Origin of the sequence: Bdellovibrio reynosensis, from assembly GCF_022814725.1 — a bacterium.
In the GTDB taxonomy this organism is placed as follows: domain Bacteria; phylum Bdellovibrionota; class Bdellovibrionia; order Bdellovibrionales; family Bdellovibrionaceae; genus Bdellovibrio; species Bdellovibrio reynosensis.
Window position 1 is genome coordinate 1276966 of record NZ_CP093442.1, and the last position, 13423, is coordinate 1290388.

General features: G+C 44.1%; 13 protein-coding genes. 5 read left to right on the forward strand and 8 right to left on the reverse strand.

The window, feature by feature from the left end; all coding sequences use genetic code 11:
• Nucleotides 1–53: 53 nt before the first annotated feature.
• Both MNR06_RS05925 and MNR06_RS05930 read right to left on the reverse strand, forming a co-directional pair.
• Nucleotides 54–737, reverse strand: a complete 684-nt coding sequence (locus MNR06_RS05925) for an RluA family pseudouridine synthase (protein WP_243540022.1) — start codon at nt 735–737, stop codon at nt 54–56.
• Entirely contained in the window at nt 734–1324 is a 591-nt protein-coding gene (locus tag MNR06_RS05930) for an RlmE family RNA methyltransferase (protein ID WP_243540024.1), read from the reverse strand. Before MNR06_RS05930 ends, MNR06_RS05925 begins: the two co-directional genes overlap by 4 nt.
• 107 nt (nt 1325–1431) lie before the next feature.
• On the opposite strand from MNR06_RS05930, the gene MNR06_RS05935 reads away from it, so the two are divergent.
• A complete protein-coding gene (locus MNR06_RS05935) occupies nt 1432–1602 on the forward strand; it encodes a DUF485 domain-containing protein (RefSeq protein ID WP_243540026.1) in 171 nt (56 codons plus the stop codon).
• Here MNR06_RS05935 and MNR06_RS05940 read toward each other — a convergent pair.
• From MNR06_RS05940 to MNR06_RS05955, 4 genes are read right to left on the reverse strand one after another with little or no spacing between them, the layout of a single operon-like run.
• A complete protein-coding gene (locus tag MNR06_RS05940) occupies nt 1599–2861 on the reverse strand; it encodes an MFS transporter (RefSeq protein WP_243540028.1) in 1263 nt (420 codons plus the stop codon). The genes MNR06_RS05935 and MNR06_RS05940 overlap by 4 nt on opposite strands.
• Nucleotides 2830–3669 carry an ABC transporter permease gene (locus tag MNR06_RS05945; RefSeq protein WP_243540030.1) on the reverse strand — a complete coding sequence of 280 codons (840 nt, stop codon included), beginning with the start codon at nt 3667–3669 and terminating at the stop codon, nt 2830–2832. Before MNR06_RS05945 ends, MNR06_RS05940 begins: the two co-directional genes overlap by 32 nt.
• Entirely contained in the window at nt 3659–4495 is an 837-nt protein-coding gene (locus MNR06_RS05950) for an ABC transporter permease (RefSeq protein WP_243540031.1), read from the reverse strand. Before MNR06_RS05950 ends, MNR06_RS05945 begins: the two co-directional genes overlap by 11 nt.
• Nucleotides 4492–5313 (reverse strand): ABC transporter ATP-binding protein, encoded by an 822-nt coding sequence (locus tag MNR06_RS05955; protein ID WP_243540033.1) that lies wholly within the window; start codon nt 5311–5313, stop codon nt 4492–4494. Before MNR06_RS05955 ends, MNR06_RS05950 begins: the two co-directional genes overlap by 4 nt.
• 85 nt (nt 5314–5398) lie before the next feature.
• On the opposite strand from MNR06_RS05955, the gene MNR06_RS05960 reads away from it, so the two are divergent.
• Complete coding sequence (locus MNR06_RS05960) at nt 5399–6445, forward strand: polyamine ABC transporter substrate-binding protein (RefSeq protein WP_243540035.1); 1047 nt, start codon at nt 5399–5401, stop codon at nt 6443–6445.
• Between the two features lie 848 nt (nt 6446–7293).
• Here the strand turns inward: MNR06_RS05960 and MNR06_RS05965 are convergent.
• The gene (locus MNR06_RS05965) at nt 7294–8928 is read right to left on the reverse strand and encodes an ABC-F family ATP-binding cassette domain-containing protein (RefSeq protein WP_243540037.1); all 1635 of its coding nucleotides are present in this window, start codon (nt 8926–8928) and stop codon (nt 7294–7296) included.
• A 250-nt stretch (nt 8929–9178) separates the two neighbouring features.
• On the opposite strand from MNR06_RS05965, the gene MNR06_RS05970 reads away from it, so the two are divergent.
• The 3 genes from MNR06_RS05970 (at nt 9179) to MNR06_RS05980 (ending at nt 12921) form a co-directional block, all read left to right on the forward strand.
• Complete coding sequence (locus MNR06_RS05970; protein ID WP_243540039.1) at nt 9179–9979, forward strand: hypothetical protein; 801 nt, start codon at nt 9179–9181, stop codon at nt 9977–9979.
• A 139-nt stretch (nt 9980–10118) separates the two neighbouring features.
• A complete protein-coding gene (locus MNR06_RS05975) occupies nt 10119–11993 on the forward strand; it encodes a DEAD/DEAH box helicase (protein ID WP_243540041.1) in 1875 nt (624 codons plus the stop codon).
• A gap of 208 nt (nt 11994–12201) precedes the next feature.
• A complete protein-coding gene (locus MNR06_RS05980; protein ID WP_243540042.1) occupies nt 12202–12921 on the forward strand; it encodes a hypothetical protein in 720 nt (239 codons plus the stop codon).
• Here MNR06_RS05980 and MNR06_RS05985 read toward each other — a convergent pair.
• Complete coding sequence (locus tag MNR06_RS05985) at nt 12918–13283, reverse strand: STAS domain-containing protein (protein ID WP_243540045.1); 366 nt, start codon at nt 13281–13283, stop codon at nt 12918–12920. The two genes, MNR06_RS05980 and MNR06_RS05985, sit on opposite strands and share 4 nt — an antisense overlap.
• Nucleotides 13284–13423 lie beyond the last annotated feature (140 nt).

Here is a 13423-nt window from a genome sequence, read left to right on the forward strand (position 1 = left end):
GTAAAATAGGGCAAATAAAATATTATATGCGTACTCATACATGATTAGCGAAGTCAGAATTCGGCTTCAATCTCCACTGCGGGTGGAAGCCCGAAAGCCTTGGCGGATGGAGCTTTTGAGAAGTCGATTTTGTAAGAACGAAGTGCGATTTTGTTTTCACCAAATGGAACTTTCGAACCATAAAGCGCATCACCAACGATCGGAAATCCGTGCCGACTTAACTCGTACCTCAGTTGATGGGGTCGTCCCGTCACGGGTTGAAGATCCCACAACAAAAAATCTTTAGTCGTACCTAGAAAGGCCGCCAAAGTCAGACTGGGCTTGCCTTGGGGGCTTTCGTAAGTACGCTTTTTCCCTCGTAAAAGTTGAGATTTCCAGTGAAGAGTTTCGTTTGCTTTTGGCTCAAAAGTAATTCGTGGATTAGAAATATTCGCTGGAATATGGGAAAAATCTTGAGGAGTCGTTAGCGCCCGATAAGTTTTTTGCACGAGTTTATTTTCAAACCAAGCGTTACTTTGACGATGGGCTTCTGCGTTTTTTGCAAACATCACTAGGCCTGAAACTTCGAAATCTAAACGATGAACTGGATAAATTTGTTGCTTCATTTCCGCCTGTAAAGCGGTTCCTAAACACAGTCTTATATCTTCTTCTTCAAACCGACTGGGCGTTGTTAACACACCAGCAAGTTTGTCAATCAACACAAAATCATCGCTCTCAAATATCCGACGAATGATCATTTTTTACTGATGCCCACTAAAAAAATCTCTTTAGAGATCTTGCGAGTCGAATCTGGTTTTACGGCTTCGAACTTATGAAAGGTTTTTTTAATTTCATCACGCAGCTTTGTGAAGTCATCGCTGTGAAAAAGCTTACATACAAAGTGCCCGTCTTTTTTCAAGAAGCGGCGGGAAACATCGAGCGCAAGTTCACAAAGCTCCATGGAACGAGCTTGATCAGTCATGCGAATTCCTGTGGTTTTCGGCGCCATATCGGAAAGCACTAAATCAAACGGAGGTTGGAAGCCATGTTCTTTAAAAATTTCTTCTAAATTCAAATCACGTAGGTCGGCTTGAATGAAAACAGCATTTTTTAACTTCACTGTGACGGGGCTTAAATCCACACCCAACACTCGGCCTGAGTCGCCGACTTTTTGCGAAGCGTATTGGGACCATGACCCCGGAGAAGCACCCAAATCCAAAACAGTTTGGCCTGGCTTAAAAAGTTTCAGCTTTTTATCAATCTCTTCAAGTTTAAAAACAGAGCGGGCCGCGAAGTTTTCTTGCTTGGCCTTTTTAAAATAGTGATCCCGTGGATTGTAAGTCATATTAAAGGGTTATCGGGCTAATAAGGGGCATTGTCCAACACTAAGTTTTAATTCCCTTTGGTCGTTAGTTATTATAAAAAAGATTCATTCTTGCCAAGGGGTTTAGCATGTCATTGGTCCTTACTATGAGCATCTTTTTCATCATAGTGACCCTTATTTTTATCGTGATCGCTATTTTCTTACCAGAGTGGATGGGTATCACTGGTAAGAAGGCAAAAAAGATTATCGAAGAACAGCAAGAAGACAGCAAAAAATCAGACGACGAAAAGAAGCACTAACGGGTTTGCTCCCCTGGTTCTTTCACTAGAGTCAAAAGCATTCCGCCGCTGATAAATAAGATCAAAAGACCGATCATACCCATACGTGAACTTCCCGTTGTCGTTACACCAAAGGCAACGACGAGTGGACCTAAAATTGAAGCAAATCTTCCGACCAGATTGAACAGCCCGAAATACTCTCCACTTTCTTCTTTTTTGATCATGCGCCCAAACATCGAACGGCTTAAAGACTGAACACCACCTTGCACAAGACCGATGATGGTTGCGAGCAGATAAAAGTGCCAGGCTTGGGACATGTAAGTCGCAGCTATCACGGTGATAGAGTAAACCCCGATACAAAATAAGATCGGTTTTTTTGTACCGAATCTACCCGTTACTTTTCCAAAATAATAGGCGCACGGAAAACCAATAAACTGAGTTATCAGAAGTGCTGCTATTAAATCTTTTGCTTCAAAGCCGATGGACACCCCAAAGTCCACGGCCATGGTCATTACGGTGTAAACCCCATCGATATACAGCCAATAGGCCACCATAAAATAAAGCAGATTTTTTTCGCGAAGCAACGACTTGAAGGTGCGTTTTAAAGTTTTTAAACTTTCTTTAGACAATGAAAAGAAAGTTCCTTCTTTAAATTGCACTGCGGGTTCTGGGATATTTTTAGCAAGAGGAAGGGAAAAGGCCAACCACCATGCGGCCACCATGATAAATGATATACGCACGGCTAAGACGCCGTCACTGATCCCAAACTTTTCTGGGAAAAGATACATCAAGACATTGATGGCAAATAGAACTCCGCCCCCCAAGTATCCGGCTGCATATCCCAGGGACGAAGCATAGTCCATGTGTTCACGGCGTGCGACAAAAGGAAGAAGCGATTCATAGAATACAGTAGCGGCATTAAACGCCATCATCGCAATTCCATAAGCTAAAATGGCGTTCCACCAATCCCCTGCCGGAATAATTCCCATCCACGCGCAAGAAATCACGCCGATGAAAGTGAACAGCAGACAGAAGAGTTTTTTAAAGCCTTTTAAGTCAGCAATCACACCTAGGAACGGACTTAGGATTGCAATCAGAAGAGAGGAAACGGAAATGGCAGTACCCAAGCGAGCGGTGGTGACTACGGCGTCAGTACCTTGACTCCAAAAGTTCTTAAAGAAGATCGGAAAAAATCCGGCCATGACGGTTGTAGAATAAGCGCTGTTACCGAAATCGTACCAAGCCCAGCTATTGACTAATTTCTTTTCGCTCTTCTGCATGTTTTCCCCTGCCTTGTTCAAAGAAAACACGGAAAGCGCTAGAACGGAAGAAGAAAATCAGTCCTGACAAAGTCATCAAGAACATCAAACTGGAAAGGGCATTCAGCTTGGGTGTAATTCCCATTTTCATCGAGCTATAAAGCTTCACTGGCAATGTGTCTTGGCCGACACCGTTGACAAAATAAGTGATAAGAAAATCATCAAAGGACAATAGGAAACTTAAAATAAATCCACCAAGAATCGCGGGTTTTAAAAGCGGCAGAATGATTTTTCGATAAATCTGCCAGTCACTGGCACCCAGGTCTTTTGCAGCTTCCTCGAAAGACAGATCTAAACTAGCAAGGCGAGCCAACACCGTCATCATGGCAAAAGCCAATGTGAAACTAATATGGGCAAGCACCACGGTGAAAAGTCCCAATTCCATTTTTAAAACAAAAAACCAAGACAGTAGCGAAAGTGCAAAGACGATTTCAGGGAAAATCAATGATAGTAGCGAAAGCCCATGCACTAGGAAGGTCATGGCATTTTTTTGACGATGCAGGCCTAGTGCCGCCAATGTTCCAAGAATTGTAGCAAGAAGACTAGAGCCTAAGCCGACGATGAAACTGTTTTTCAGAGCGTCCATGAGGGATTCATCTTGGAAGACCTCGAGGAAATATTTGAACGTAAAGTTAAGCTCGCCTTCAGTACGCACTAACACCGCGCTTAAAAGCATGACTGCAATAGGCACATACAGAAAGACGATAGTGATAATCAAGAGGACTTTAGCCACAAGCGGCGCTGCAGGTCTTCTTTTTTCATGCGCCATGTTTGGTCCTTTTTCTTAACAGCACCACAAGCGCAGAAAACATTAAAAGTATCGCCATTAAAATCACGGATAACGCAGAACCCATAGGCCAATCACGGGACTTCAGAAATTGTTCTGTGATCAAATTTCCAAGTAACATATTTTTGGCGCCACCAAGCAGATCAGGAATTACATACTCCCCCAGTGCTGGAACAAAGACCAAAATAAGACCTGTGCCCATCGCCGTTTTCAAGTTTGGCAATAAAACTTTGAAGAAGACTTGTAATGAATTAGCGCCAAGATCTTGGGCTGCTTCCACTAGGTTGAAATCAAACTTCTCAAAGGCTCCGTAAAGAGGAAAAACCATAAACGGCAAATAAGTCGTCACCATCCCATAAAGAACTAAGACTTTATTTTGGGTAAAGGCATAGGGATCAAAATTGATTCCTAAATGTGACAAGGTCATTTGTAAAGGTCCGTCCACGCCAACAAAAAGGCGAATAGCATAAATGCGGATGATAAGATTCGTTAAAAAAGGCAGTGCCAACGCCATCACATAAAAAGATCGAAGGCGCGCATCCGCAGTCGCCATGGCCCAGGCAATCAAAACACCAAGCGCCAAACAGATAAGTGACGTCACAGAAGCAAGCTTTAGACTTTCAACTAAGATCCCAGAGTATCTAAGGTTGAAAGCATTGAAATAATTTTGAAGACCAAAGGTCCACTGAATTATGCCATAGGGACCACGCTGCGCCAAACTCACGATCATCACAATGATCAATGGAATAAGAACGAAAAAAGCAAACCAAAGAAAAGGAGCGACTAGCAACCTAGGGGCTAATCTCATTTATGGCGCTCCCCAAAAATCATGGCTTTATTAACAAAAGCATCAAGGCTCATTCCCAAAATCAAATCCTGCGGTGGCATATTGGTTTTACTTTTAATCAGGCTGCCATCACCAAGACGGATGGTGACAAGATCGCTACTGACTTCAACCAGCTCGCCACGAAGTTTCGAGGTCGCATCCACGAACTGAGCAGAAAAAATAGAATCGGGCTTTTCAAAAATTTCCCGCGGTGAACTGACTTGTTCCAAAACTCCACGGTTCATAATCCCGATGCGATCTGAAAGAGCAAAAGCCTCTTCCTGATCATGGGTGACACAAATAAATGTTAAACCCAGTTTTTGCTGCAATTGACGAAGCTCTTTTTGCATATGCTCGCGCATACGATAATCCAAAGCTGACAGGGGTTCGTCCAACAAAAGTACTTTCGGTTCATTGACCAAAGCCCGCGCCAAAGCAATACGCTGCGACTGCCCGCCAGATAAAGTTTCAGGCATTCGCTCGCGAAACTCTGACATGTCAACCAGAGCTAAGACTTGGGCTACCTTCGCTTCAATTTCTTCTTTGGGTAAAGCTTTGATCCTAAGCCCAAACGCAATATTGTCAGCAACACTCAGATGCGGAAATAGAGCGTAACGCTGAAACACCATATTAAAAGGCCGCTTCTGCGCGGACAAATGATCAATAGGTTTTCCATCCAAAAAAATCTGCCCGGTAGTGGCTGACTCTAAGCCTGAGATAATCCGCAAAAGCGTTGTCTTCCCACAACCACTGGGGCCGAGCAGAGAGAAAAACTCTCCCTCATCGATCGAAAGATTCACCCCCGTTAAGGCCGTTTGACTGGAAAAAGTTTTACCGATATTTACTAACTCAAGCATGTTTTAACAATAAGAAGGATTTAAAAAAATGTCGAGAATATTGATCCTATCCTGCGTTCTAATTTCATTCCTCCTTGGCGCCTGCACTAAAAAAGAAGAGACGTCTTCGGCACCAGTAAGCAAAGAAGTGAACCTATCTATTTGGGGTAACTATTTGTCCTCAGAAATGAAAGAAGCCTTCGAAAAAGAAAGCGGAATCAAGATCAACATCTCAAACTATTCTTCAAATGAAGAGTTACTGGCAAAAATCCAAGCCGGAGCCTCGGGCATCGACGTAGCAGTCCCATCCGACTACATGGTGGAAGTCCTAGCAAAAATGGATCAACTAGAACCACTAAACATGGACCAAATCCCCAACAAATCCCAAATCGACGAAAAATTCCTAAAACAAAGCTACGACCCAGAAAACAAATTCTCAGTCCCCTACACATGGACCACAGCCGGCATCGCTGTAAATAAAGAACTATACAAAGAAGAAATCAAAAGCTGGAAGGACCTATTGGCCAACCCAAAATTAAAAGGCAAATTTGCCTTACTAGATGACGTCCGCGAAACAATGGCAGCGGCCCTAAAAATGAACGGCCACAGCGTCAACACCACAAACGAAGAAGAAATCAAAAAAGCCAAAGCAGTTCTTCTTAAAACAAAAAAAGACGTAAAAATGTTCAGCAGCGACACCATCGACATCCTAAACAACAAAGAAGTAGCAGCAGCGCAAACATATTCATCTGACGCCCTACAAGCAGCAGCCAAAAACAAAAACATAGCCTACATCCTTCCAACAGAAGGCGGAACAGTAGCAATTGATAACTTAGTAATTCTAAAAGGCAGCAAAAATAAAGAAGCCGCTCACAAACTAATTAATTTCCTAATGAGCGAAAAAGCCGAACAAAACAAAGTATCAACAATCTACGGTGGCCCAGTACTAAAAAACACCAAAGCCACCCTTGCTGAGGATTTAAAAGCCAACAAGGCACTATTCCCAGAAGACACCAGCAAACTAGAAAGCTTGAAAGACCTAGGCGATAAAACAAAACTATACGAAGACGCCTGGACAGAAATCAAAACGAACTAAAATCCAGCGAAGCAAAAAAACGAAAAGGCCCCGAAAGGGGCCTTTTTCATTTCTCGTAGAAGCGTAAAAGAACTAAGTCTTGCAGTTTTTTATTAGATCCAGATTTGAAATTGCCAGTGGGCTTGGGAGATTTTCGGAGTAAGGCCTTTGCCGGCGCCACGATGGCGCGAACCGCTCCGCAGGAGCGGCGGCAACCGAGCCCGGATGGCGTGCCTTACGCAGAAAATACCCCAAGCCCACTGGCAATTTCAAATCCCGCGATCGAAGCAAAAAATGAAAGGTTCTAGACGGCACAGGGTCCACTGCCAAGCTTCAGGAAATCCCCCTAAAAGGCCATAGGCCAATACCCGGCGAAGCACCACCCTGTGTCCTGTAGAACCTTTGATTTAAGAAAAGATTATTTCTGCGCAGGCTCCACAGCCAAAGTCTCCGCCGCCTTCTGGCTTCGTTCTGCACTCATGGGTTCTAAGTGAAACCCCGAATACAGGCACGCCATGCCGACGAGCGTGAAAACAGTCCCCGTTGCAAGATAGAAGATAACACTTTTTCTATCTTGCTTAAAAAGACAGTAACTTGCGCCTATTAATAACATAAGCGGTCCAAGGACCACAGTTGACGACAGCACTTGCCTTAAGGCAAATGAGCCAAGCTCTATACTCATAACCACCACCTACGTTCAAATATTTTGGTTATTCTGTAGAACTATTCGGCAGAACTTTTAGGTAGCTAAAGTTTTTACTTCAAACTAATGATCCCTGAGAAAATTATTTCGCTAGGGTAAGGAACACTCATTTCTGGGATAATCATATTGAGACAAAAAAAGGAACCCAAAAGGGTTCCTTCATCAACTAGCGAGCCGCAAGTTCTTCCTGTTTCTTGTGAGCGTAGTATTCATAGTTTCCTTCGTAAATACGCAGCTGACTTTTATCCACTTCAAACACCCGAGTGGTCACTTCACGCAAGAAATGGCGATCATGGCTTACGATCATCACTGTGCCTGGAAAGTTCTTAATGGCTTCAAGTAATACTTCACGGGATTTGATATCCAAGTGATTCGTCGGCTCATCCAGAATCAAAAGGTTCACGGGTTGCGCTAGGATACAAGCAAGTACCACGCGGGATTTTTCACCCCCCGACAAGATAGAAATTTTCTTTTCAGCTTCTTCGCCAGAAAACTTGAATGCGCCCAGCAAGCTGCGCACAAAGCCCATCCCGGCATTGGGAATGCGCGAATGCACTTCATCTAAGATCGTCGCTTTAGGATCTAAAACATCTAATGAGTTCTGAGAAAAATAACCTACATTGATCGAAGCACCTAATGTCGATTTACCGTTAGTTGCTTCGGTGTGACCCGCGATAATTTTTAACATCGTGGATTTACCAGCACCGTTCACACCGACAACCGCAATCCGGTCCATGCGTTTTACTAAAGCGTTAGCTCCAGAAAATACCAGCTTTTCTTTGCCATCATCCCTTTGCCAGATTTTTCCAAGTCCTTCTAATTTAACAACCTCGTCACCCCCACGCGGAGGAACGGGCCATTCAAATTTAATCTCGGCCTCTTCAGGTGGAATTTCAATACGATCAATTTTTTCTAATTTCTTTACGCGAGACTGAACTTGCGCGGCATGGGAAGCTCGGGCTGCGAAGCGCGCGATGAATTCCTCTTCCTTAGCAAGCATGTCTTCTTGCCGTTTCGCTGCCGCGATCAATTGTTCTTTGCGGATATCACGCTCACGCTCATAGAAATCATAGTTGCCACCGTAAACAGTGATGGTTTTATTTGCGATCTCAACGATTTTTGAAACCAAGCGATTCATGAAGTCACGATCATGCGACGTCATTAGGATGGCACCTTTAAAATTCACCAACCATTCTTCTAGCCACACGATGGATTCAACATCCAAGTGATTCGTCGGCTCGTCCATCAAAAGAACTTCAGGATTTAGTACAAGGATTTTGGCAAGAGCGATACGCATCTTCCACCCGCCCGAAAAGCTTTCAGAAGGACGGTGATAATCATCAGGACCGATACCAAGACCGGTCAAGATTTCAGCAGCACGGGATTCTAGGTCATAACCACCCAAGCGTTCAAACTCCGCTTGCAGTTCGCCGTAGGTCTCAAGAATTTTATTCATCTCATCGGGATCTAAATCAGGATCGCAAAGTTTTGCTTCAAATTCTTGCATGCGAGCTTGCATGTCACCGATGTTGCCGACAGCTGATTTCACTTCTTCAATTGCTGAGCGGCCTTTCATTTCTTCGATGTTTTGCGAGAAATAACCAATCACTGTACGATCGGATTTGGAAATCGTTCCGCCGTCAACACCTTCTTCGCCCGTGATGATTCTGAAGATAGTTGTCTTACCGGCACCATTGGGACCGACAAGACCGATCTTTTCACCTGCGTTGATTTGAAAGGATCCGTTTTTATAAAGGATCTTGTTACCGTGTTGCTTCGAAATATTCGATAAATGGATCATGAATTCACTCGCTCCGCTCTGTGCGCACATATATGCAGGACTTTTGTATAACGCGAAAATATCGAAGATGCGCCAAAAATTTTAAAATTTTTTGCCTAGTTTGTATGCACAGAAAAGAGTGTACACAAAAAATCGCAGATTCGCGAATTTTGGGGTGAATCAAGACGTAAGGATTTCAAATACTTCCACGAAGAATAGAGCACCTCACATGGCCTTAGCGTTGCTCTATAGGCTCTGCGGGGGTATTTACATGATCTTAAAACAAAACCACAACACGCCAAACGCAAGCCTGTTCGCGCTGACAGCGATTTTTGCTTTCGTCCTGTCGACAGGATGTGCGAAACAAGGGCAATTCCCAATCACTTCCATCGATGATTCCAACCAAAGTTCAGGTGCTACTCCAGACACAGGTACAGACGAAGGAACGACGGAAACTCCGGCAGAAACAACTCCACCAGCGCCGATTGAAAACTCATACAAAATGCAGGCGCTGGCTTGGGAAACGGAATCAAAACCAGAACGCAAACAATGGTCGGAGCACTTACAAAAAATCATTCTTAACGAATGGAGCAGTTTGCTTCCAGGGGCCGATGACATCACAAGCTTCTGCCCACGTTATAATCAATTGGACAATAACGAGCGTGCCAATGCATGGGCTCAGATTTTCGTAGCGATTGCGAAGTTTGAAAGTGCTTATTCGCCTGTATCGCGTATGCAGGAAACGACAATGGGTTCAGACCCCGTCACACGCAAACCTGTTTACTCTGAGGGTCTTTTGCAGCTTTCTTATCAGGATATTCAGTGGGCACCGTGGTGTAAATTTGACTGGAACAAAGATAAAAACCTAAGCCCTACAGACCCAAAGAAAACTATTCTTGATCCCTATCTAAACCTTGATTGCGGTGTAGGTATCATGGCTTTGCAAATCAAAAACAAAGGTCGCATTGTGGTGAGTTCAGGGGTCTATTGGGCTGTAATCAAATCTGGTGGCCGCTATCAACAAATCAGCTCTATTCAGAGTATGGTTAAAGCACTTCCTTTGTGCAAATAGTTCATACGCATTACAGGGTTAAAATATAAAGAGCTTTTGCGCCCAAGATCGTTTATCTTGGGCGCACTTATTTTTATATTGGGCCTTGCGACCTCGGCGTTTCTGACCGACTTGATGGGCCCTTCGAAAGGTCCCTATAATGACTCCAATTACAACTGTAGATTCGTTTGAAAGCTTTGGCCTAAGCGCGCCCGTTATGGCGGCTATGCAGGACATGGGCTTCACAACGCCGACTCCTATTCAACGCCAAGCCCTTCCGCTTCTACTTGCTGGTGCCCAAGACTTTATCGGTCTTGCTTCCACTGGTACTGGTAAAACTGCTGCTTTCGGTATTCCTCTTGTTGAAAACATCGATGCAACCATCAAAGACACTCAAGCTCTTGTCATGAGCCCGACTCGTGAACTTGCTTTGCAAGTGGCTGAACAATTAACCCTTCTAGGTAAGAAAAAAGGCATCCGCGTAGTTACGATTTACGGTGGTGCTAGCTACCGCACGCAAATGGATGGTATCAAACGTGGCGCACACATCGTAGTTGCGACTCCAGGCCGTTTGGTTGATTTCATTGAACAAAAAATCATCAAACTTCAAAACGTAAAAACCTTGGTACTAGACGAAGCCGATGAAATGTTAAACATGGGCTTTAAAGATGATTTGGAAGTTATCTTAAAAGCGACTCACCCTGAAGATCAGGATTCACACCGCGCTGCTTGCCGTACTTGGTTGTTCTCGGCAACTATGAGCACAGAAGTTCGCCGCATTTCTAACAGCTACCTTGAAAATCCAGAAACTGTTCAGGTCAATAAAACTGGTGGCACTGCTGAAACTATCGAGCAAGTTTACTTCACTGTTAAAAATTCCTACAAAACAGAAGTGATCTCTCGCCTTTTACAAACTCTTCCAGAATTTTACGGCATCATTTTCTGCCAAACTAAAATGGAAGTGGCAGAACTTGCTGACATTTTGACTCAACGTGGATTCCCAGCGGATTCTTTGCATGGTGATAAATCCCAAGCAGAGCGTGAGCAAACTTTAAAGAAATTCAAACAACGCCAAGTAAAAGTGATCGTAGCAACAGACGTTGCTGCCCGTGGTCTTGATATTAAAGACCTGACTCACGTTGTGAATCATTCACTTCCTTGGGATGCTGAGTCTTATGTTCACCGTATCGGTCGTACGGGCCGTAACAACCAAAAAGGAACTGCCATCACTTTGGTAAACCCTGAACAGCTTCACCTTCTTCGCCGTGTTATGCAAAGCACGAAAGCAGTGATGACTAAAGGTGTGGTTCCTTCTGCTGATGAAGTGGCTGGTTTAAAAATCAAAGACGTTATCGATAAAGTCAGCACGATGAAAGCGGACAACCCACAGTTGCAACTAGCTAGTGATTTGATCACCGACCTTACGCAAAGTGACGACATCAATCTTAAGGAATTCACGAAAGAAGAAATGCTTGCGCGTTTCATCGTCGCTTACTTCCCGAATGTATTCGTGAAGAAAGACTTAATGCTTGATTATATGGGCGACAAGATTCCTCGTGAACTTTTACCTCGTGATCCAAGAGACAATCGCTTCACAAGTGGCCGTGGTTCTGACCGTGGCGATCGCGGTGGTGACCGTGGTCCTCGCCGTTTCGGTCGTGATCGTGGCCCGCGCCGTGATGACCGTGGTGATGACAACTTTGACCGTGGCAGTGAAAGATTCGCAGAACGCCGTGGCTCTTCTTCAGGCGGCGGTTTCCGTTCTTTCCGTAATGAATCAGAAGGCTCTGACCGCCCTCAACGCACTGAAAGAGCTGAAAGATCGGATCGTTCAGAAAAACCATCATTCCGTGGTGGTGATCGCAGCGAAAAGCCTTCTTTCCGTTCAGAGCGTTCGGAGCGTTCAGAAAGAGCACCAAGATCCGAAAGATCAGAGCGCGGCGAGCGTGGCTCTGGAGAGCGTCGCGAACACAGCGGCATCAAGCGCTTCCGTCCAAGCGCTAACAGCAGCTCTAAGCGCGCCCCTCGCGATTAATTAGCAGCGATCTAGAATTTATAAAAAGCCAGTGAGCAACCTCACTGGCTTTTTTCGTTTTAAGCCGGCTGTCTCAGATTAAGACAGAGCGCATTTTTGGCTTTTCATCGTTAGTAAGTTCGACAGCTTTTTTGCTGAAATCAGTTTTATTTGAATCTCATTCTGCGGCATCATCATTGCTTTACAAGCTTCTTATACGGAGAAACATATGAGAAGCATTCTATTGATTGTGTTGTCAATTGTTGTGACCATTCCTGGTTATGCAAATGTTCATAGAACATCATTAACCGAAGCGAACACAAGCTGTGTTGATTGCGTTAATACCCAACACAAAACGGTCTACCAGCTTCAACAGCTTAGCCATATCCTAGTTTCTGGTGGAAATGTTCAAGAACTTTCAGATGCTAACAGAGAGCTTGGTCTTGCTCCTCGGTGTGAATTCGTTCAAGGCAACGAATTAGGACCGTGGGGCGAAATCATCATCACCGAAATGAGAACAAATAAAAGTGAATATTCAAATCTGTATCGCGGCACCCAAGATCTTTATGACGATTGCCCTAGATATCCGCGCTTAGAAGATAAAGACAAAGAACTTGTTTGGGTAATGATCTTAAATACGATGTCTCATTTAGAAAGTACCTGTGACGAAAACGTAGAAGCTCGCGGTATTAAAGGAAGAACAGCAATTGGTTTGCTTCAACTTCACAAAAATGCAGAAAACAGAAATGGATGCACTAAAGGTGACGGCGATGAAGCTGAAACAACCTTGCCTTGCGGTTTAGATATGATCAATTCACAGCTGCAAAGAGAAGGTGAATTGTACGGCGAGCGTGGCGAAACTTACTGGGCGGTTTTACGTGGTGATCAAAGCAAACATAACACCATCCGCAAAGCGATCAGAAAACTTGAATTCTGCCACCAAGGCTAAGCGGCCACTTTCACAAAACTCATCAAAGCGGACTTGAGGTCTTCAGTGACCTCGGTCCCGCGGACCACACCCATTTTAATAAATCTTTCTTTGCAGCTTGAGTTCAACGCCACCAGGCGAACTTCGGCCTTACGCAGGCGAATGTCCCTTTGTATTTGCGCAATCCATGGTACGGCATCAGAACTGATTTCTGGTACACCTTGAAAAAATAAAATGACCTGACGAACATCTTCCTTAGAAAATAGTTCGTGCCGGCAAGCTTCTAACGCGGGTAAAACAAAACCATTCATTTCACCTGACAAAGAAACAACGATCATTCCATTTTTTTGGGCAAAGGAATACTGAAACGACTTCTGCTCCAACGTACAACTCCTCGAAATCGACTCTTGAAATCAAGATTAGCATAGCGGTTTTTTTTCGCAAAAATTCTCGCTGCGCTTTCCCGTCGTGAAACACTTCTAGACAAGAATTTTTTTAATAATAAGAATGGAGCTTATTTAGT